This is a genomic window from Pseudonocardia halophobica (genome assembly GCF_027922425.1).
Taxonomy (GTDB): Bacteria; Actinomycetota; Actinomycetes; order Mycobacteriales; family Pseudonocardiaceae; genus Pseudonocardia; species Pseudonocardia halophobica.
This window is the reverse complement of the sequence record NZ_BSFQ01000059.1, coordinates 1-19,870: the sequence shown is the minus strand read 5'-3', so window position 1 is coordinate 19,870 and position 19,870 is coordinate 1. Positions and strand designations below refer to the sequence as shown.

Annotated in this window: 21 protein-coding genes; 12 read left to right on the top strand and 9 right to left on the bottom strand. The window is 75.6% G+C overall.

Features of this window, described 5'->3' with window-relative positions:
* The first annotated feature begins 177 nt into the window (after positions 1–177).
* Complete coding sequence (locus PKE99_RS35340) at positions 178–858, top strand: VOC family protein (protein ID WP_037053778.1); 681 nt, start codon at positions 178–180, stop codon at positions 856–858.
* On the opposite strand, the gene PKE99_RS35335 is transcribed toward PKE99_RS35340, so the two are convergent.
* The 3 genes from PKE99_RS35335 to PKE99_RS35325 all read right to left on the bottom strand — a co-directional run bounded on the left by PKE99_RS35335 (position 816) and on the right by PKE99_RS35325 (position 6,928).
* Positions 816–2,168 (bottom strand): HNH endonuclease signature motif containing protein, encoded by a 1,353-nt coding sequence (locus PKE99_RS35335; RefSeq protein ID WP_051738319.1) that lies wholly within the window; start codon positions 2,166–2,168, stop codon positions 816–818. The genes PKE99_RS35340 and PKE99_RS35335 overlap by 43 nt on opposite strands.
* 196 nt (positions 2,169–2,364) lie before the next feature.
* On the bottom strand, positions 2,365–3,834 hold the full coding sequence (locus PKE99_RS35330; RefSeq protein WP_051738320.1) for an MFS transporter: 1,470 nt from the start codon (positions 3,832–3,834) through the stop codon (positions 2,365–2,367).
* A 163-nt stretch (positions 3,835–3,997) separates the two neighbouring features.
* Complete coding sequence (locus PKE99_RS35325) at positions 3,998–6,928, bottom strand: AfsR/SARP family transcriptional regulator (RefSeq protein ID WP_037053779.1); 2,931 nt, start codon at positions 6,926–6,928, stop codon at positions 3,998–4,000.
* Positions 6,929–7,160: 232 nt separating this feature from the next.
* On the opposite strand from PKE99_RS35325, the gene PKE99_RS35320 reads away from it, so the two are divergent.
* From PKE99_RS35320 to PKE99_RS35295, 6 genes are all read left to right on the top strand, one after another.
* Positions 7,161–8,630: a protein adenylyltransferase SelO gene (locus PKE99_RS35320; RefSeq protein WP_037053783.1), complete on the top strand. Its 1,470-nt coding sequence runs from the start codon at positions 7,161–7,163 to the stop codon at positions 8,628–8,630.
* A gap of 48 nt (positions 8,631–8,678) precedes the next feature.
* Positions 8,679–8,819 carry a hypothetical protein gene (locus PKE99_RS35315; RefSeq protein WP_197040898.1) on the top strand — a complete coding sequence of 47 codons (141 nt, stop codon included), beginning with the start codon at positions 8,679–8,681 and terminating at the stop codon, positions 8,817–8,819.
* A gap of 157 nt (positions 8,820–8,976) precedes the next feature.
* Entirely contained in the window at positions 8,977–10,065 is a 1,089-nt protein-coding gene (locus PKE99_RS35310; protein WP_037053785.1) for an ABC transporter substrate-binding protein, read from the top strand.
* A gap of 68 nt (positions 10,066–10,133) precedes the next feature.
* Positions 10,134–10,676, top strand: coding sequence for a hypothetical protein (locus PKE99_RS35305; protein ID WP_037053787.1), 543 nt, complete (start codon positions 10,134–10,136; stop codon positions 10,674–10,676).
* Between the two features lie 102 nt (positions 10,677–10,778).
* Positions 10,779–11,867, top strand: a complete 1,089-nt coding sequence (locus PKE99_RS35300; protein ID WP_063739904.1) for an esterase/lipase family protein — start codon at positions 10,779–10,781, stop codon at positions 11,865–11,867.
* Between the two features lie 32 nt (positions 11,868–11,899).
* A complete protein-coding gene (locus PKE99_RS35295; protein WP_051738321.1) occupies positions 11,900–12,400 on the top strand; it encodes a class I SAM-dependent methyltransferase in 501 nt (166 codons plus the stop codon).
* Positions 12,401–12,412: 12 nt separating this feature from the next.
* Here the strand turns inward: PKE99_RS35295 and PKE99_RS35290 are convergent, their stop codons facing one another.
* Positions 12,413–13,783, bottom strand: coding sequence for an MFS transporter (locus PKE99_RS35290; protein WP_231498484.1), 1,371 nt, complete (start codon positions 13,781–13,783; stop codon positions 12,413–12,415).
* A 74-nt stretch (positions 13,784–13,857) separates the two neighbouring features.
* On the opposite strand from PKE99_RS35290, the gene PKE99_RS35285 reads away from it, so the two are divergent.
* A complete protein-coding gene (locus PKE99_RS35285; protein WP_037053789.1) occupies positions 13,858–14,196 on the top strand; it encodes a DUF3140 domain-containing protein in 339 nt (112 codons plus the stop codon).
* A 5-nt stretch (positions 14,197–14,201) separates the two neighbouring features.
* Here the strand turns inward: PKE99_RS35285 and PKE99_RS35280 are convergent, their stop codons facing one another.
* Positions 14,202–14,423 carry a hypothetical protein gene (locus tag PKE99_RS35280; protein ID WP_037053791.1) on the bottom strand — a complete coding sequence of 74 codons (222 nt, stop codon included), beginning with the start codon at positions 14,421–14,423 and terminating at the stop codon, positions 14,202–14,204.
* Between the two features lie 172 nt (positions 14,424–14,595).
* Between PKE99_RS35280 and PKE99_RS35275 the strand changes: the two genes are divergently transcribed.
* From PKE99_RS35275 to PKE99_RS35265, 3 genes are all read left to right on the top strand, one after another.
* A complete protein-coding gene (locus tag PKE99_RS35275; protein WP_037053794.1) occupies positions 14,596–14,790 on the top strand; it encodes a hypothetical protein in 195 nt (64 codons plus the stop codon).
* A 101-nt stretch (positions 14,791–14,891) separates the two neighbouring features.
* A complete protein-coding gene (locus tag PKE99_RS35270) occupies positions 14,892–15,494 on the top strand; it encodes a hypothetical protein (protein ID WP_197040899.1) in 603 nt (200 codons plus the stop codon).
* A 198-nt stretch (positions 15,495–15,692) separates the two neighbouring features.
* Positions 15,693–16,358: a hypothetical protein gene (locus tag PKE99_RS35265; RefSeq protein ID WP_037053797.1), complete on the top strand. Its 666-nt coding sequence runs from the start codon at positions 15,693–15,695 to the stop codon at positions 16,356–16,358.
* On the opposite strand, the gene PKE99_RS35260 is transcribed toward PKE99_RS35265, so the two are convergent.
* Positions 16,359–16,850 carry a DUF4383 domain-containing protein gene (locus tag PKE99_RS35260; protein ID WP_037053799.1) on the bottom strand — a complete coding sequence of 164 codons (492 nt, stop codon included), beginning with the start codon at positions 16,848–16,850 and terminating at the stop codon, positions 16,359–16,361.
* Positions 16,851–17,033: 183 nt separating this feature from the next.
* Here PKE99_RS35260 and PKE99_RS35255 point away from each other — a divergent pair, with 183 nt between their 5' ends.
* On the top strand, positions 17,034–17,798 hold the full coding sequence (locus PKE99_RS35255; RefSeq protein WP_037053802.1) for a hypothetical protein: 765 nt from the start codon (positions 17,034–17,036) through the stop codon (positions 17,796–17,798).
* Between the two features lie 17 nt (positions 17,799–17,815).
* On the opposite strand, the gene PKE99_RS35250 is transcribed toward PKE99_RS35255, so the two are convergent.
* The 3 genes from PKE99_RS35250 to PKE99_RS35240 form a co-directional block, all read right to left on the bottom strand.
* Positions 17,816–18,076 carry a DUF6158 family protein gene (locus PKE99_RS35250; protein WP_037053804.1) on the bottom strand — a complete coding sequence of 87 codons (261 nt, stop codon included), beginning with the start codon at positions 18,074–18,076 and terminating at the stop codon, positions 17,816–17,818.
* Positions 18,077–18,178: 102 nt separating this feature from the next.
* Positions 18,179–18,805: a DUF2231 domain-containing protein gene (locus PKE99_RS35245; RefSeq protein WP_063739903.1), complete on the bottom strand. Its 627-nt coding sequence runs from the start codon at positions 18,803–18,805 to the stop codon at positions 18,179–18,181.
* A 204-nt stretch (positions 18,806–19,009) separates the two neighbouring features.
* On the bottom strand, positions 19,010–19,780 hold the full coding sequence (locus PKE99_RS35240) for a DUF3618 domain-containing protein (RefSeq protein ID WP_081924741.1): 771 nt from the start codon (positions 19,778–19,780) through the stop codon (positions 19,010–19,012).
* Positions 19,781–19,870: the final 90 nt, after the last annotated feature.

Here is a 19,870-nt window from a genome sequence, read left to right as displayed (position 1 = left end):
CACCCGTCGGGAGACAGATCGTCACCCGGCCGGGCGGCGTTCCAGGAGCGAGGGGCCCGGCCTCCGGGAGCCGGACGGCCCTACCTCGCCGGGCCCCTGGCCCCGACGGTGACGGAACATCTGCACCCGCGGCGGCGGAGCGCCCCGTGGCCCGCCGCCCGGCCCGAGGAGGCAGCGATGAGCACGACGGACGTCCGGAGCGACGAGGCGCGCGGCCCGGCGGGTGCCGCGACCGTCGACCTCAAGCTCGAGGTGATCGTCATCCCCGTCGCGGACGTCGACCGCGCCAAGGAGTTCTACGCGCGGCTCGGGTGGCGGCTCGACGCCGACCTCACCTTCGACAACGGCTTCCGGGGCGTCCAGTTCACCCCGCCCGGCTCGGCCTGCTCGATCCAGTTCGGCATCGACATGACGCCGGCCCCGCCGGGCTCGGCCCAGGGCCTCTACCTCGTCGTCCCGGACATCGAGGCGGTGCGCGCGGACCTGGTCGCCCGCGGCGTCGAGGTCTCCGAGGTGTTCCACCCCGGGACGCCCGGCGCGCAGTTCCGGCCCGACGGCACCGGCCTGCGGGTCGGCGAGCCCGGCCCCGGGCACACCAGCTACCGCTCCTTCGCCACCTTCCGCGACCCCGACGGCAACGGCTGGCTGCTCCAGGAGATCACGACACGGCTCCCGGGCCGGGTCGACATCGCCGAGACGACCTTCACCTCGACCGCGGACCTGGCGGGCGCGCTGCGCCGGGCCGAGGCCGCGCACGGCGAGCACGAGAAGCGGACCGGGCGGCCCGACGAGAACTGGCCGGACTGGTACGCCGCCTACATGGTGGCCGAGCAGGTGGGAGCGGCCCTGCCCCGCTGAGCGCTGGGTCGAGTGAGCAGTCGGCCCACAGGGTGGAGGAGGGGTGGTGGTCGGCGGCGAGGTGTGCGGGTGCGGTCGATCCAGCTGGGTGGCAGGAACTCGGGGAGCCCGTCGATCATGCGGACTTCCCAGTGGGAGTGGTGGATCAGCCGGTGGTGGACCGAGCAGAGCATGACGAGGTTGTGCAGGGCGGTGGTGCCGCCGTGTTGCCATTCGCGCACGTGGTGGACTTCGCACCAGGAGGGTGGGCGGTCGCAGCCGGGGAACGCGCAGCCGCGGTCGCGGACGGTGACCGCGCGGCGCAGCCCGTCGGGGACGGTGCGGGAGATCCGCCCGATGTCGAGCGGGACCCCGGTGCCATCGAGGACGACGGGGATGACCGCGGCGTCGCAGGCCAACTGCCGCAGGGTCTGGGCGGTCAGCTGTCCGCCGAACTCCAGTGAGGCGCCGGTGGCGCGGCGTTCGAGGTCCTCGAGCCGGACGGTGACGGTGAGCTGCGGGCGGCGGCCGCCGGTCTCGGGCAGCCGACCGCGGGAGAGTACCTGGGCACACACTTCGGCGAGCGCCTCGGCCTGGCGTTCGGCCGAAGAGCGCTGGTCGTCGGCGTCCCGGGGGGCGGCGCCGGCATCCACGGCGGCCGCGATGGCGTCGAACAGGGCGGCGTCGTCGAAGCGCCCGGTCAGTGTGCCGCCGGGGCGGATGCGGAAGCGCGACAGGCGCAGTTCGTTGATCTGTGCGGGCGGGGTGTCGTCGGGCTCGGCGCCGTCCTGGTCCAGGATCTCGAGCAGTTGGGTGCCCCAGGTGTGCAGCTCGGAGGGCGTGTAGATCCCGGCCTTCGCCGCGAGCTGCACTTCCGCGCCGGCCCAGGTCTCCGGCGCGAGCCGACGGGCGGGCCCGCTGTCCAGCAAGCGGGCGATGACCTCGACGTGGCGGAGGCCGGCCTCGCCGGAGGCGAACACGGTCGCGGTGGCGGGCAGTCGGGCGGGTAGGGCGGCGCCGTCGAGCCCGATCTGGTCGCACACATTGTCGGCGGCGAGCACGCGGCGGCGGGCTTCGAACCGCTCCCAGCCAAGGAGGTCGGCCAGCGCGCCGGTGGGCGAGCGGTAGCCGCGCTCACTGAATACGCCCCGCCGCTGCAGGTCGGCGGTCGCCTCGACCATGGCCCGGTCGAGAGCGCGCCGGGCCTCCTCGCACACCCGCAGCGCGTCGATGACCTCATCGGCCCCGGCAGCGGGTCCGGCGGCGTCGGTCAGCTGCGCGATCGCCTGGTGAAGGCGGTCGCGCGCGGCACCGACGGGCCCTGCGTTCATGCCTCGATCATACTCGAACGCATGTTCGAAGTTTGACCTCTCGTCGCAGGTCAGAGGCTGTTCGTCGTTGCCGGTTCGCGCCGACAGACGTCCCTGCCGCGAGGTCCTTCGCGTCGCGGCCGCTCGCCGCCGCCGAGGCACCGGTCATGGGGGGCGCCGTGGGCGTACGGGTCGGGGCGAACGTCGACGGTTCGGGTCAGCCTGCCGACACCGACCGCCGGGCCGGCTTGCGGGGGATCAGCAGCGCGGCGATCCACCCGAGCACCGCGAAGGCGCCCACGATGACCAGCGCCGAGAAGTACTGCCCACCGCCCGGGATCGCGCCGGCGACGAGTGAGCCGGCGATCGCCACACCCAGCGAGGAGCCCAGGTTCGAGACGCTGCGCGAGACGCCGGAGATGTCGCCCTGGACCTCCTCCGGCCAGGCCGACTGCACGAGGTTGACCGAGGCCGTGAGCATGATCCCCACGCCGAGGCCCATGAGGAACAGGCCGGGGACGAAGCTCCAGACGCTCGGCCGGGTGCCGCCGAGCGCGAGCAGCAGGACCAGGCCCAGGGTGGTGACGAAGAACCCGAAGCGGATCAGCCGGCGCTGGCTGTGTCGGCGGGCCATCCGCGGTGCGGCCGCCGACGACAGCAGCAGGCCGATCGTCGCGGGCATCAGCAGCAGGCCCGTCTGGATCGCCGAGAACCCGCGGACCTGCTGCAGGAACACCGAGATCACGAAGAACGCGCCCTGCAGGACCAGCCACTGCAGGTTCTGGGTCAGCAGGCCCAGGTTCGAGGTCAGGTTGGCGAAGAGCCGGACCGAGACCAGCGGCGTGCGGCCGTTCTTCTCGCGGGTCCACGCGACCACGGCGAACAGGGCCAGGACCACCACACCGAGCCCGACGTAGATCCACACCGGGGACACCCCGCCCTGCTGGACGACCACGGTGCCGCCGATGGCGTAGTCCTTCGTCGCCCGGCCCCATCCGTACGCCCCGCTCTGCAGGACGCCGAACACCACGAGGAACAGGCCCAGCGCCGAGAGCACCGCCCCCACCCAGTCGAAGGCCGGGCGACGCGCCGGCAGCGGCGGGTCGGCGATGCCGCGCCCGAGCCAGGCGATCGCCGCCACGATCACGACCTGCAGGAGGAACGACGCCCGCCAGCTGATGTAGCTGGTGATCAGGCCGCCGATGAGCGGCCCGGCCGCGGCGCCGATGCCCGCCGCCCCGCTGACCACGCCGAAGTAGCGGGCGCGGGTGGTCGTGTCGTCGAACAGCACCGTGATGAGGATGTAGATCGGCGGGATCAGCAGCGCCGACCCGACGCCCTCGAGCAGCGAGTACCCGATCATGAGCAGCGGCAGCCCCTGCGCGAACGCGGCGAGCAGGGCGCCGGCGCCGTACACGAGCAGCCCCAGCAGGAAGCAGAACTTGCGGCCCCAGATGTCGGTGAGCTTGCTGCCCGGGATCATCAACGCCGCCATGGTCAGCGTGAACAGCGTGATCGTGGTCTGGATCCCGGTGACGGAGGTGCCGAGGTCGTCGGCGATCGAGGTGATCGCGACGTTCATGTTCGACGCGGCGTAGCTCGCGACGAACTGCGCCAGTGCCAGCGGCAGCACGGCCGCCTTCGCGGTCGCCAGCGCGACGCCGCCGGCCCCTCCGGTCCTCGTCATGGTCGTCAGCCTGCGGGCCGCGGCGCGGGCGGCACCTCGCCTGTGCCAGGTGACCGGTCCCGTGCTCAGGGCAGGCGGGCGTCGTCGCGCGGGGCGGTCGAGCGGAGGCGGGTGGCGTCCTGGCCGCAGAGCGACGTGCGGTGCTGATGGGCAGTCGTGGAGCTCATGAGGCCGCGGCGGACTCCGCGACCCCGAGGTCGGTGACGACGTCGGCGAGTGTGAGCCGCTCACCCTCGGCCTGCGCCCGGAGCACCTCGGCGTCGGTCAAGGCACCCGTCGCGCGGTCGAGCAGGTCGGGCGTGCTCGGGACCACGGGCCAGCGCAGGCCGTTGCGCAGAGCCTGCGTGCGGGCCGCCGCGTAGAGCCGTACGGCGGTGAGCGGCTCGCCGGCCAGGGCCGCCAGGGTGGCCCGCAGCTCCAGAGCGACCGGACCGTCGGACACACCCAGCACCAGCCGGTGTGTGATCATGCGGTCGGACCAGGCCAGGCCCGCCGCCAGGTCGCCGTCGCGGATGGCGGCGAGCACCGCGACCCCGGACACGATCAGCGCGACGTGCCGGTTCCCCGCCTCCCGCGCCCGGTCGTGCAGCTCGGTCAACGCGTCGCCGTCGACCGTCCCGGCCGAGCTCCGGTCCATGACCACGCAGAGATCGGCCAGCAGCCGCAGCTCCGGATCGCCGTCCGCCGCGGCCGCGGCGACCCGGCGCGACGCCTGCCGTCCGCGGTCGAGCGCGCCGGCCACGAACAGCGAGTGGGCGAGCAGGGTGTACACCTCGGCGACGATCGGCGACCCGGTCCCGTCGGCTCCGCCGTCGAGGAAGTCGGCCGCCCGCTCGACATGGGGGTCGGCGAGATCGGTCCGCCCGCCCGAGGCGAGGTGGTGGGCGAGGGTGAGCCGCACCAGCGCGGCGGAGAGCCGGTCGGCCCCCTCCTCGTGGGCGAGGGCGCGCTCCGCCCAGGCCCGGCCCTCGATCGCCTTGCTGCGGAAGTACCAGTAGGTACCGAGCCGGGCGGTCATGGCGACGCCCTCGGCGGAGGGGGCGTCGACAAGCCGGTGCTGCAGCGTCGCGCGGAGGGCGGGCAGGTCGTCGTCGAGTGCGTCGAACCAGGTCGCCTCCTCGGCGTGCCCGAGCGGCGGCTTGGACCCGACGAGGTCCGCGGTCCAGCGGTCGCGGCGTTCCCGCAGGTCGGCGAGCTCGCCGGCCGCCCGGGCGGCGTGCCCGGCGTGCCCGCGGATCGTGGCCAGCTGCGTGAACCGCGACGGGCCGCCGGGGCGGGCCGGCCCCAGCGGCACGAGCAGGGAGCGGTGCACCAGCCGGGCGACGGTGTCCGCGGTGTCGGTGATGTGGGCGCTGTCGGCGCCGTCCTCGCCTCCGGTCACCGCTCGCGCGGCGGCGACCGTGAACGGCCCCGGCAGCACCGCGACGCCCCGGTGCACCGCGGCCTCGTCCGGCGGCAGGAGGGCGTAGCTCTGCTCGATCGCCGACCGCACCGTGCGGTGGTGGTCGCTGCCGCGCCCGACGCGGGCCAGCGAGCTCGGGTCCGCCGTGACCTGGTGGGCGATCTCCTCCAGGCTGAACGCCCGGGCCCGCGCCGCCGCCAGCTCCAGGGCCAGCGGCACCCCGTCGACGGCGGCGGCGATCCGCACCGCGTGCGTGAGCAGCCCCAGGTCGTCGGGGTCCGCGCCCGCCGCCGTCAGCCGGTCGAGCAGCAGCGCGACGGCGGGGGAGTCGGTGACCTCCCGGTCGTCGCGGGGCAGGGCGAGCGGACCGAGCAGATGGACCTGCTCGCCGTCGACCTCGAGCGGTTCGCGGCTGGTGGCGAGCACGGTGAGCTCGGCCGGGGCGAGGAACCACTCGTCGACGAGGTCGGCGACCGGGTCGAGGACGTGCTCGCAGTTGTCGAGGAGCAGCAGCATCCGCCGGGCGCGCAGGGAGCCTGCGAGGGCCTCGCGCGGGCGCTCGGTCTCCTCCGGGGCGTACCCCAGCGCCGAGGAGATCGTGGACAGGACGTCGTCGGCGTCCGCGGCGGCGGTGAGGTCGACGAACCACACCCCGCCCGGGAACCGCGGCGCGGTGTCGCGCGCGATCTCGATCGCGAGGCGGGTCTTCCCGCATCCCGCCGCTCCCACCAGGGACAGCACCGGGACCTCGGTGACGAGCCCGCTGAGGGCGGCCAGCTCGTCCGCGCGGCCGACCAGCGTGGAGGGGCGGTGGGGGAGGTGGATCTCGTGGGCCGGCGGCGCGGGCTCCGGCTCCGGCTCCTGTGCAGGTACCGGGGCCGGCGCCGGGGCGGGTGGTCCGGCCAGCGTCGGGTCCTCGGCCAGGATCCGCCGGTGCAGCTCGCGCAGCTCGGCGCCGGGCTCCAGGCCCAGCTCCTCGAGGAACAACCCGCGGACCTGCCGGTAGGTGCGCAGTGCCTCGTCGGCGCGGCCGAGCCGGTGCTGGGCGAGCATGCGCAAGGTCCACAGGCGCTCGCGCAGCGGGGTCTCCGCGACGGCCGGTTCGAGCTCGAGCAGCGCGCGCTGCGGCGAGCCAGTCCCGAGCAGCGCCTCGGCGAGCAGCTCCCGGAGCTGCCCGCGCAGCTCCTCCAGGCGGGCCACCGCGGCGGCGGCCCACGACGCGTCGGCCACGGTCGGGTACGGGCGCCCGCGCCACAGCGCCATCGCCTGCTCGGCGCGGTCGCGGGCCTCGTCGGGGCGCCCGCCCGCGAGGAGGTCCGCGGCGTCGGAGGTGAGCTGCTCGAAGCGCAGCGAGTCGACCGTCGCCGGCTCGGCCAGCAGCCGGTAGCCGGCCGCCTCGTGGCGCAGCACCTGCGAGGGCGCGCCCCGGTCCCGTTGCGGTTCGAGGGCCTTGCGCAGGCGCCACACGTGTGAGTCGAGGGTCGACGGCGACCGGGGGCGGGACTCGGCGCCCCACATGGCCTCCGTCAGGGCGTCGGCGCTCACGTGCCGGCCCGCGTGGACCAGCAGCAACGACAGCGCGGCCGTCAGCCGGGCGCCGCCCAGCGGCACCGGTTCACCCCCGCGGTCCACCTCGAGCGGCCCCAGATCGCGGAACCGCAGCTCGGCCGCTCCGCGCCCGTCGCTCTGCACCCCGTCGCCTCCTGCCGCGCCCCCCGGCGCAGCCGTGGACTCGGCCGTGTCGGCGGAGACGTTACAGCCGGGCACGGGCTGTAATGAAGGGTTGCCTCAGCGAACATGCCGGAGCTGCACCGGGCGACGCCGGAGGAACGCCCTCGGCCGGGGCTCGCGGCAGCGGCGCAGCGTTGCGCCGCATCCGGGGCGCGACCGGCGTGACGGGCGACCCGGGGTTAGCCTCGGTCCCATGAGTCTCGCGCTCGGGTCGCTGTTCACGTTCGACAACTCCTACGTCCGCGACCTGGGCGAGCTGTGCGTGCCGTGGGAGGCCGCGCCGGCCCCGGAGCCCTCGCTCGTCGTGCTCAACGACGCGCTCGCCGCCGAGCTGGGTGTCGACGCCGAGGTGCTGCGGACGCCCGAGGGCGTCGCTGTCCTGACCGGGAACGCGCGGCCCGACGGCGCCGCGTCGGTGGCGATGGCCTACGCCGGCCACCAGTTCGGCGGGTACGTGCCGCGCCTCGGCGACGGGCGCGCGCTGCTGCTCGGCGAGGTGCTCGACACCCGCGGACAGCGCCGCGACCTGCACCTCAAGGGATCGGGGCGCACGCCGTTCGCGCGCGGGGGCGACGGCAAGGCGCCGCTCGGGCCGATGCTGCGCGAGTACGTGATCGGCGAGGCGATGTACGGGCTGGGCATCCCGACCACGCGCGCGCTCGCCGTCGTCGGGACCGGGGAGCAGGTCGTGCGGGACCGGATGGAGCCCGGCGCGGTGCTGACCAGGGTCGCGGCCAGCCACATCCGGGTCGGCACCTTCCAGTTCGCGGCGGCGACCCGGGACACCGACCTGCTGCGCCGCCTCGCCGACCACGCGATCGCCCGCCACCACCCCGCCGCGGCCGAGGCGGACAACCCCTACCTCGCGCTCTACACGAGCGTGGTCGAGGCGCAGGCGGAGCTGCTCGCGCGCTGGATGCTCGTCGGGTTCGTGCACGGCGTGATGAACACCGACAACATGACGATCTCCGGCGAGACCATCGACTACGGCCCCTGCGCGTTCATGGACGTCTACGACCCCGCCACGGTGTTCAGCTCGATCGACCACGGCGGCCGCTACGCCTATGGCAACCAGCCCGCGGTCGCGCAGTGGAACCTGGCCCGGTTCGCCGAGGCGCTGCTCCCGCTGCTGCACGAGGACACCGACGCCGCGATCAAGGCCGCCACCGAGGTGCTGCTCTCCTTCGGCGACCGCTACGACCGGCACCGGCGGGCGGGGATGCACGCGAAGCTCGGGCTGGCCGACGGTGCGGGGGAGGACTCCGCGCTCGTCGACGACCTGCTCGCCCTGCTGCAGGAGCGGAAGGTCGACTTCACGTCGTTCTTCCGGGCGCTGGCGCGGGCCGCGGCCGGCGACCCGGAGCCGGTGCGGGCGCTCGTCGGCGAGGGGGTCGACGCGTGGGCGGAGCGGTGGCGCGCGCAGCTGCCGGCGCGCCCGGGGAGCGAGACCGCGGAGGCGATGGACCGGGTCAACCCGATCTACGTCCCGCGCAACCACCTGGTCGACGAGGCGCTCACCGCCGCCGTCGCCGGTGACCGCGGGCCGTGGGACCGGCTGCTCGAGGTGCTCGCCCGCCCGTTCGAGGAGCGCCCCGGGCTGGAGGCCTACGCCCTCCCGGCCCCGCCGAGCTTCGGCTCCTTCCGCACGTTCTGCGGCACGTGAGGTTCGTCCTGTCTGCGTGGATCGGCGGGGCCCGGGGTATCCGGGGGCATGCCGATCGTCGAACGAGTCAAGCGATTCCTCCAGAGCCCCAACGGCCGCCGGCTCACCGACCAGGGCCGCCGCATGGCCGCCGACCCCCGCAACCGTGAGCGCGCCCGCAGCATGCTGACGCGCTTCCGCCGCCGCTGAGTCCGCGCCGGCGGAGCGGCGACCATTCCTGATCCGCCTCCGCCTGCCGGGCCGTGCCCGGCAGGCGGAGGCGGCTTCAGTGTGACCGGCGGGCTGCGCCGACCCGGTCCCGGGCGAAGTCGGTTAGGTTAGGCTAACTCGACTCGCTGGAGGTCCCGTGCCCCGCCCGCGCTCCCGGATCCCCCGGGCCCTGCTCCCGCTCCTCGCCGTCGTGGCGCTCGCCGTGGCCGCGTGCGGCGGCGGCTCCGCCGCGCCCGCCGACTCCGGCACCTCGACCACGGCCGAGGCCGGGGCGTTCCCGGCGACCGTCGCCCACAAGTTCGGGAACACCACGATCGAGGCGGAGCCCACGCGGGTGGTCACCGTCGGGCTCACGGACCAGGACACCGTGCTCGCCCTCGGCGTGGTGCCCGTCGGGACCACGGAGTGGTTCGGCAACACCCCGGGCGCCCTGTTCCCGTGGGCGAAGGCCCGGTTCGACGAGATCGCGAACGGCGCGCCGGTGCCGGAGGTGCTGCCCTTCACCGACGGGGTGGCCTACGAGCGCGTCGCGGCCCTGCGGCCGGACCTCATCCTCGCCACGTACAGCGGTCTCACCCAGGCCGACTACGACCGGCTGAGCCAGATCGCCCCGACCGTCGCGCAGCCCGGTGACGTCCCGGACTACGGGCTGGGCTGGCGCGAGCAGACGACCACCATCGGCGCGGCCCTCGGCCGGCCCGCCGCGGCGGCGGAGCTGGTCGCCGGCATCGAGAAGCAGTTCACCGATGCGCGCGCCGCGCACCCCGAGTTCGCCGGCCGCACCGCCGCGGTCGCCACCTTCTACAACAGCCAGTACTACGTCTACGGCAGCAAGGATCCGCGCAGCCGCGTCCTCGGCGAGCTCGGCTTCACCATCCCGGCCGTGGTCGACGAGCTGGCCGGCGAGGAGTTCGGGGCGACCGTGAGCCTGGAGCGCAGCGACGTGCTCGACGTCGGCGCGCTCGTCTGGCTCGACGCCGGCGGCGAGGGTGTCCGGCAGTCCGTACTGGGGCAGCCCTCCTACACCGCGCGGGCGGTGCACACCGAGGGGCGGGACCTGTTCGTCTCCTACGACGGCGGCACCACCCTCGATCCGATCGGCGGCTTCGTCACCGTGCTGAGCCTCCCGGTGCTGCTCGGTGCCCTGCCGGATCAGCTCGCCGCGGTGTCCGACGGCGACCCGGCCACCGCCCCGCCCGCGCCGACCCCGCTGACCTCGGGCTGAGCGCGCCGGCCGCGGAGCTTCGGCACCCGGCCGAGCGTGCCGCGGCTCCGGCCTGGAAGATCCACTGCATGGCCGTGGACCCCCGCACCGGACGCTTCGTCGGCTCGACGATCGCGCTCGTCTTCGGGGTCGTCTTCGTCCTGGCCAACACCGGGGAGCTGGCGCCCGGCCCGCGGCTGGCGCTGCGGGTCGCGGCGGTGGTGGTGGCGGTCGTGCTGGCGGTCGGCACCGTCCGGCAGCTGCGGCGGGCCGGGGCCGACGGTGCGGCGGGCCCCGGTCGCGGCGGCTTCGACCGGCGCTACGCCGCGGTCGTGGCGGCCGAGGTCGTGGCGCTGGCGGCCGGCCTCGCCGTGATCAACGCCGTGCTGCAGGTGCCCCGGTTCGCAGTCGCGTGGGTCGCCTTCGTGGTCGGTGTGCACTTCTTCGCACTCGCCCGCATCTGGCACCTGCGCCTCTTCACCGGGCTCGGGGCCGTCGTCACCGCGCTCGGGGTGGCGGGCGCCGTCGCCGGGTTCGCCGGTGCCGGGCCCGCCGTGATCGGCGTGATCTCGGGCGTGCTGTCCGGCGCGGCGCTGTTCGTGTGGGTGGGCCTGGCCCTGCGCGACGACTGAGCCCGCACTCCCCGTGCCCGCCGGACCACCCGGCCGGGGAGCATCCGGGCCCTCCACCCGCTCGTTGACCAGCCGATCGGCCGGGCGGTGAAGGGGTACGGGATGCGCAACGTCGCGCGTGCGGCAGGAGCCCGGGCAGCAGGGGTCCGGACAGCAGGGGTTCGGGCGGCGCTGGTCCGGGGGGCGGCGGTCCTCGCCGCGGTGACGGTCGGGCTCGGCGCGTCCGTGGCGACCGCGTCGGCGGAGGAGGACGGGCCGGCCCTGCAGGTCCCGGAGCAGGCGCTGGCGCAGAGCCTGAGCTGCACCGGCGACCTCGAGGACGCGGACCGCGAGCCGGTGCTGTTGATCCCCGGCACCACCCAGACGCCCGCCGAGTTCTCCTGGAACCACGCTCGCGCCTTCGCGGCGGAGGGCAGGCCGTTCTGCACGGTCGCGCTGCCGGACAAGGGGATGGGCGACATCCAGGTCGCGGCCGAGTACGTCGTGTCCGCGGTGCGGACCATGAGCGAGCGGGCCGGCGGCCCGGTCGACGTCGTCGGACACAGCCAGGGCGGCATGATCACGCGCTGGGCGCTGAAGTTCTGGCCGGACACCCGCGACGCGGTCGACGACCTGGTCGGGCTGGCCCCGTCCAACCACGGCACGGTCGTCGCCAACGGGATCTGCCTCGCGCCGGGCGGCTGCGCCCCCGCGATCCAGCAGCAGCGGGCCGACGCCCGGTTCATCGCGACCCTCAACGCGGGCCGGGAGACCTGGGACGAGGTCGACTACACCGTGGCCTACACCGACTTCGACGAGGTCGTGGTGCCCAACGTCGAGACGCCGCCGCTGCTGCCCGACGCCGCGCCGCCCGCCAGCTCCGCGCTGCGCGACGGCGGGGAGAACGTCCGCAACGTCTCGCTGCAGTCGATCTGCCCCGCGCACCCCGCCGACCACCTCACGATCGGGACCAGCGACGCCGTGTCCTACGCGCTGGTCGTCGACGCGCTCGACCACGACGGTCCCGCCGACCCGGACCGGATCGACCGCGCCGTCTGCCTGCAGCCCTTCCAGCCGGGCGTGGACCCGGTGACCTTCCCGACCGACTTCGCGCAGGTCCTCACCACGGTCGCCGACGCGCTCGTCACGACCCCGCCGGTGGCGACCGAGCCGCCGCTGCAGCCCTACGCGGAGTCCGCCGGAGCCGCCTGACAAGGTCCGCCGCACCCGGGAGGATGTCCGCTGTGTCCGTTCCCGAGCGCGTCGCGTGGGCCGTCGACCTGCTGGACCCGCGGCCCGATGAGCGGATCCTGGAGATCGGGCCGGGGCCGGGGGTGGCCGCGGACCTGGTGTGCCGGCGCGGCGCGCGGCTGCTCGCCGTGGACCGCTCCGCCGTCGCGACCGAACGGACCCTGCGGCGCAACGCGGCACACGTCGCCGCCGGCCTCCTGGAGGTCCGCACCGCCGAGCTCGCCGACCTCGATCTCCCGCCCGGGGAGGTCGACGGCGCGTTCTCGGTGGACGTCAACGTGTTCTGGACCCGCTCCCCGGCCCGTGAGCTCGGCGTCCTCCGCGGGGCGCTGCGCCCCGGCGGGCGCCTGCACGTCTGCTTCGGCCCCGCTGGACCCCAGCCCCCGGACCGGATCACCACCGCCGTCGGCGGTGCCCTGCGGGCGGCCGGGTTCGACGACGTCACCGTGCGGTCCGAGCCCGCCGGCCTCGCGATCTCCGCGGTGCGGCCGTGACCGGTTGGCGGGTCAGCGCCCGGTCACGGCGTCGCCCGCGTCCCGGGCCAGGAGGAGCGCTGACACGGCCGGGAGCGCGAGGACGACCGCGAGCAGCACGAACGCGACGCGGTACGGCCCCGCCGCACTCGTGACGGCCGGCACCGCCTCGCCGAGCCGCACCAGCAGCGCACCGACCGCGACGCCGAGGCCCGCGCCGAGTTCCTGCAGCGTGGAGAGCAGCGTGTTGGCGTGGTTCATGCGGCCGGCCTCGACGTCGGCGAACGCGACGCTGTTGTAGGCGGTGAACCCGGTCGACCGCGCGATGCCGCTGACCAGCAGCAGGGCGACCAGCAGCGGCAGCGGGGTGGTGGGCTGCAGGAACGCCATCCCGACGAGGCACGCCGCCCCCACGGCGATCGAGGCGAGCAGCACCGTCCGGATGCCGAAGCGGCGCATCATCGGGGTCGTCGCGGGCTTGATCGCCACGTTGCCGACGAACAGCGCGATCACCACCGCGCCGGCCTCGGCCGCCGACCAGCCGAACCCGACCTGGAACAGCAGGGGCAGCAGGAACGGGATCGCGGTGATCACCGCGCGGTACACCGAGCCGCTCGCGGCCGTGACCCGGTACGTCGCGACCTGCAGGATCCGCAGGTCGACGAGCGGGCGCTCGACGCGCAGCAGGTGCCGCACCGCCAGCCCGACCCCGACCACCGCGACCGCGAGCGCCGTGATCGTCGCGGGGGAGAACCCCGAGCCCAGCCCCTCCAGCCCGACGATCAGCGCCGCGACCCCGAGCGCGGTGAGCGCGAACCCGGCCCGGTCGAGCGGGGGCGGGGTGTCCGCCCGCAGCCCGGGGACGACCCGCAGCGCCACCACCAGCGCGACCAGCCCGAGCGGCACGTTGATCACGAAGATCCAGCGCCAGGAGGCGAACTCGGCCAGCACCCCGCCGACGACGGGGGCGAGCACGGGCGCGAGCAGGGCGGGCCAGGTCAGGTACGCGATGGCCCGGACCAGGTCGGTCTTCGCGGTGGTCCGCAGCACGACCAGCCGGCCGACGGGCACCATCATCGCCCCGCCCGCGCCCTGCGCCACCCGGGCGGCGGTGAGGACACCGAGGTCCGGCGCGAGCGCGCAGCCCGCCGAGGCCAGCACGAAGATCGCCAGCGCCGCGCAGAACACCCGGCGCGCCCCGAACCGGTCGGCCAGCCACCCGCTGACCGGGATGAGCACGCCGAGGGTCAGCACGTACCCGGTGATCGCCACGTTGACGTCGACCGGGGCCACACCCAGGTCCGCCGCGATGTGCGGGGCCGCCGGGGCGATCACGGTCCCGTCGAGGATCTCCATGAAGAACGCCCCGGCGACGAGCAACGCCAGGCCCCGCTGCACAGCCACGGGGGAACCGTAACCGGGGGCGTGCCGGCTCCGCGGAGCCGTGTGAGCCGAGTCCGCGCGGGTAGACCCGGGACATGGCCGAACACGTCGACGACACCCTCTGGAACGAGTTCCACCGCGTCGTGAACATGACGTCCCGCGAGCTGGAGGACTGGCTGCGGACCGACTCCGCGGCGGTCGACTCGGAGGTGGAGCCCGACCACGCCGGCACCCCCACCGGCCGCGAGGTGCTGGCCGTCCTGCGCAAGCGGCGCGAGGACCTCACCGCGGCCGACGCCGACTGTATGCGCCGCGTGGTCGACCGGGTCCTGTCCCAGCCCCGCGACGACCTCGAGCCCACCGCCGGCCAGGCGGCCTGGCGGCACAAGCTCATGCGCCTGGGCCACGACCCGCTCAAGCCCGTGGGCGCCTGACGGGGTCAGGTCCCGAGCGCGGTGCGCCGGCGGCGCCGCCGGGCGGTGTACGGCAACGTGAACAGGTAGAGACCGCTGAACAGCAGTACGGCCAGCGGGAGCAGCGGCACGTAGAACACCCAGAAGGGCAGCACCCCGCTCACGGCGACGAAGCAGACGATCACGGTCACCGTGAAGACGAGGGACGTCCAGCGGTGCAGCTGCCGGATCGCGGTGTTGCGGTTCATCGGGGCCTCCTCGGCGGTCGGACGCGCAGCCTGCGACCTGCAGGAACGGACGTCCGGGCGAACGGTGCTGTCGACGGCGACGACGCTACGAGCGCCCCCGCGCCGGGGGCTTCTCGATTCCTGACCGCTTCGCTCACCGGTTGCCCACCCCGGCAGCGGGTAGGTCGCCCGCATGACGCGACCTGACGAGACCGGAGGCGGCGACCACGGGGACGACACCGTGCTGCACGGCGAGGAGATCCTGCACGGCGACGAGGTGCTCGAGGGCGAGGGCCCGCAGAGCGACGCGGGGGAGGGACCCGATCCCGAGGACGCCGGCGGACCCGGCAGCGTGAGCGGCGCCGGCCCGGGCAGCGTCGACCCCTGACCGCCGGGTCGACCGGGCTCACCCGGTGCCGGCCCGGTGTCGGCCCGGACCTCCTGGGTAGCCGGACGGGGACCCGGTTCGCGGCCAGCACGCGGGACCGGGTGTCCGACACCCAGCTGCAGCCCTGGAGCGACTCGATGACCCAGCGCAACACCGTCTTCCGCACCCTGCACGAACTGGGCCTCGCCGCCTGGTTCGGGGGCACCCTGGCCGGCGCCGTCGCCGTCAACGGCGCCGCGGCGCAGGCCTCCGACCCGCGGGAGCGGCTCCGGATCGCCAATGCGGGCTGGGCCCGCTGGACCCCGGTGAACCTCGCCGCGATCGGCGCCCAGCTCGTCGGGACGACCGGCGTCGGCTGGGGCAACAAGGGCCGGATCGTGGCGCAGAAGGGGGTCGCGGCGTCGAGCACGGCCATGACCGGCCTGACGGTGGCCGCGCTCGGCGTGACGGCCTACAGCCGGATGCTCGGCAAGAAGCTGGAGGCCGCGGAGGGGCAGCCCGTCGAGGGGGCGACCGAGCCCGCTGCCGGGACCGCGGAGCCGGCGAGCGCGGCCCAGCGACGGCTCCGCGTCTGCCAGTGGGTGATCCCGGCCCTCACCGGCGCGCTGGTGGTCGTGAACGCGCTGCACGGTGAGCAGCAGCGGCCCGGCCAGCAACTGCCGGGCCTGCTGGCCCGGCCGGCACAGGTGCTCGGCCTGACCTGACCCGGCCTCCCGGCGCCGCGGTGCGGGCGAGCGGCTTCCGGGCCGCTCGCCCGTCCCGCGCGGGCAGCGCGGTCCGCGCGGGGGGCGAGGAGGACGCGCGCAAGTCCGACGACACGCCGTCCTCCCGCCGGACGTCGACCGCCGTCGTCCGCCCGGAACGCCGGTTTCCGCCCGTTCCGGGGCGGGCATCTCCCCGCCGTGCTCAGGACCGTGTTCCGGGGCCTCGCGCGGCTGCGCGGGAGGCCGGCGTTCCACCCACGCGGCGTGCTGCTCGCCGGCGAGCTGCGGATCGACGACGGCGGGTCGGCCGTCGCTGAGGCGCTCGGCCCGGGCCCGCACCGCGTGCTGGTGCGGCTGTCGAAGGGCGCCGGCACGCCCGGAGCGCTCCCCGACCTGCTCGGCGTGGCCGTGCGCGTCGAGCCGGACGAGACGCGCGAGGCCGTCGACCTGCTGTTCACGAGCTCGACCGCGGGTGGCGGGCTGCTCGCCCCGGCCCGCGGCTGGCGCACCGCGACCTACAGCACCCTGCTTCCCTACGACACGGCGGCCGGCCGGATGCGGCTGCTGGTCGAGCCGGAGCCGCGGGAGCCGGACCCGCCGGCCGACCCGCGGACCGTGCCCGACGCCGTGCGGGCCCGCTCGCTGGTCTTCCGGCTGGTCGAGGCCCGGTCGCGGGACCGCCGGGCCGTGGCGACGCTCGTGCTCGGTGAGGAGCGGAGCGGCCCGGTGGCGTTCGACCCGGTGCTGCACCAGCACCCGCGGCTGCGCCCGGTGCGGCTGCTCGCCGGGCTGCGTGCCCGGGCCTACTCCGGGTCGCGCCGCGGTCGGCACGCCGGGCCGGCCGAGCTGGTGCGCAGCCCGTAGCTACCGGTCGTCGCGCGGACCCGGTTCGGCGTGCACCGGCGGTCGCGCGCCGCCGGGGTAGGACCGGCGCACCGGCCCGAGCGCGAGGACGAGGCCGAGCGCCGCGAACACCCCGGCGACCACGGTCGACGGCACGTTCATGCCCAGCCAGTCGACGTCGCGGTCCAGGATGCCGAGGATGCCGAACACCACGAACGCGAGGCTCACGACGGCGAGCACCCAGCCGTAGGCGCGCGCGGCGGAGAACCGGGTGGCGCACAGCATCCCGGCCACGCCCAGCGCCAGCTGCAGGGCGCTGCGCAGCGGGTTGATCTCCAGGCCGAGCAGTGTCGGCTGCCGGCCGTCGGGCCCGGGCGGGGCGAAGGCCGGCCAGAAGCCGACCAGGCCGTAGATCATCAGCAGCGCACCGAGGACCAGCGCCCCCACCTGGACCCAGGGGAAGGCGGCCTGCCCCGGGCCCCGCTCCGTGGCCGTTGTGGCCCGTTCGGACATGGACTCCTCCTCGGGGGACGACGTGCGCGGGGTGCGCGCGGCACCCCGCTCCGGCCGCGTACCCCGTCGCCCGCCCGACATGCGGGGAGAGGCAGGCGTTGCGCCGTCACCGGGTTTGGCGGCCGCGGGCCGGGGCACGCGGGCTGCCTCCCGGGGCGGGCGCGGTCGGAGGAGGGGACGACGATGCACGTGCTCGAGCGGCGGACGCTCACCGAGGTGACGGGCGGCGACGGCGGAGCCGAGGCCGCGTCGGATCTCGCCTTCGCGCGCTACCGGCACGACTACGACGGTGCCGCACTGGAGGCGGTCCTCGCCCGTGCGCGCGCGCTCCACGACGAGGCGGGCTCCCGGGCGGGGGAGCGCCACCTCGGGCTCGACCATCTGCGGCGGATCCAGGAGCTGATCCCCGAGGTGCGGCAGATGGTGCACGACCGGAGCCGGCTGGAGCGGCTGAGCGACCTCGCCGGGACGGAGCTGGAGCCGTACCCGATCCCGACGTCCTGCTCGGGCGTCAACTTCTACCGGCCCGGGCAGCCGCCGATCGCGCCGCACCGCGACGGCCCGGCATTCGTGGAGTTGGTCCCGCTGCACTCGGACGGCGTGCAGGAGGGCGGCAGCACGCTCGTCTACCGCGGCCCGGCCGACGTCGGCGCGGTGCGCGCGGCGGACGGCGGGCTCCCGGATTCGGAGCTGATGGCGGTGCCGCAGCGGGTGGGTTCGGCGGTGCTGCTGCAGGGTCGGATGCTGGTGCACACCGCGGAGCTGCTCACCGACGGGCACCGGGTCACGCTCGTGCTCTCGCTGCGCTCGCGGGCCGAGCCGTGGAAGGACACCAACACGCTCGCCCGGCTGCTGCGCGACGACCGGCTCGAGGACGTCGCCGGGGCGTGGCAGCACGACGTCGACACCCGGCAGCTGCCGGCGCTCCGCCGCCACCTGCTGAGCTGACGGCGGAGCGCCGGGTCTCAGCCGGATCCCGGGACCGGCCGGCCCGCCTCCTCGCGGCTCCCGGCCCGGGTGCGCCGCGGGTCCGGTGCCGCCTCGGAGGGGAAGCGGCGCAGGAACTCCGCCTCGAGCTCCAGCATCCGGCGGGTGTGCACCTCGAGCGCGTCCTCGGAGCCGCCGAGGACGGTGTCGTGGCGGGTCTCGTGCAGGTGGGTCATCTCCCGGCGCAGCGTGTCGTCGTCGAGCTCGGCCGGGGGGACGCCGTGGGGTCGGTCGGTCATGCCCCGCAGCTACCCGCGGGTGCGGGGAGGCATGCGGCGGTGACGGGGATCGACGGCACGCCCGTCGTTCGAAGGGGCCTCGGCGTCGGGGCCGATGGGTTCTCAGGTGGGGTTCGCCTCGGGACCGCTGCCCGGGATCGCGCCGGTGTCGAGGGGGCCGGGCTCGCCGGGGCCCTCGGTCCGGCCGGCGTCGGAGGAGGCCTCCGGCCAGCGTCCGACGCCCGCGCCCTGCGCGTAGGACAGGTGCCCGCCGAGTGCGCCCGCGACCGACAGCGGCAGCGCCCCGGCCAGCGACAACATCGCCCCGGTTCGGTGCCGGCCCTGCCGGCGCGCGAGGTAGGAGGCGCCGAGGAAGGCCGCGGACACCACGTTCCCGGCCGCGTGCAGCACCCCGACCCGGCGGCGCCGCTCGTCGAGCCCGCTCCAGTCGGCCAGCCCCGTCACCACCGTCGGCAGCAGGCTGACCATCCCGGCCCCGACGACCCGGCGGGCCGCGTCCTCCTGGCCGCCGGCGGCGTCGAGCAGGGCGGCGGAGGCCCACGCGCCGATCGGCACGGTCACGAGCAGCGGGTGCACGGGATGGCCGAGCCAGGCGCCGCGCAGCGCCGCGTCGAGCCGGCTGCCCGCGAGGAACCGGCGCAGCCCGCGCTGCACGGCCGCGACGCCGTCCTCCCCGACCCGGACGTTTTCGGTGGCGCGCAGCGCCCGGACGATCGGTGAGCCGCTCATACCGGCGGCCTACCCGATCGGCGCGGGTTCACGCCGCCGCGTCGACGCCGGCGGTCCTGGTCAGGGTGCGGCCGGTGGTTTCGGAGGCCAGCCGCTGCGACACGACGGCCCCCGCCACGCACACCGCGCCGCCGATCAGCATGCACGAACCGGCAGGAGCCGTACCCGGGCGGGGCGTGATCCATCCCCGCCCGGGCACGGGAGTCACGACGGCCCGGCCTGCTCCTTGACGTTCCGGCCCGCGTCCTGGGCGCGGTCCTGGACCTGCCCGGCCGCGGACCGGCCCTCGTCGGCCACGGTGGAGGCGGCGTCCTGCGCGGTCTCCTGGACCGACTGCACGGCCTGCTGGGCCGGCTCGCGCAGGTCCTCGCCGATCTCCCTGGCCTTCTCGCCGACCTGCTGCGCCAGCGGACGTCCGACCTCCATCGCCCGGTCCTTGGCCTGGCCCGCGAGCTCCTGCTCCTTCCGGCTCGCCGGGAGCAGGGAGGACACGAGCCAGCCGGCGCCGAAGGCGATCAGCCCGGCCGCCAGCGGGTTGCCGCGGGTCTGCTGCCGCACCCGGTCGGGCGCCTCCCGCGCGGTGTCGGCGACCGTCGACGCGGCGTCGGAAGCCTTCTCGCCCACCGTGTCGGCCACCGAACCAGCCCGGTCCTGGGCCTGCCCGGCGAGGGAGCGGGCCGTGTCGGCGGCCTGGTGGGCGCTGCCGCGGGCGGACCCGGCGGGGTCGCTGCCCATGACGGCGTCGCGCCACCCGGAGACGCGGCCGCGCACCCGGTCGACCCGGCGCTGCACGACCCGGCCGGGCGTGACCTTCTCGGTCAGCGCGTCGACGTCCCCGCTGAGCCGGCTCTGCGTCCGCTCGATCTCGCGACGGATCGCGTCGGGGTCGTCGGAACGCGCGGCGGCGTCGTACGGAGCGCCATGGCGGGCGTCGTAGGGGGTGGGGCTGGCGGTGCTGTCGTACGGGGTGGTCATCGGTCCTCCGTAAGGTTGTTGATGTTCGGGACGAGGTGTTCCGGACGCCCGCGACGGCAGGGTGTGGCTGATCGGTTCTTGTCGTTGGTG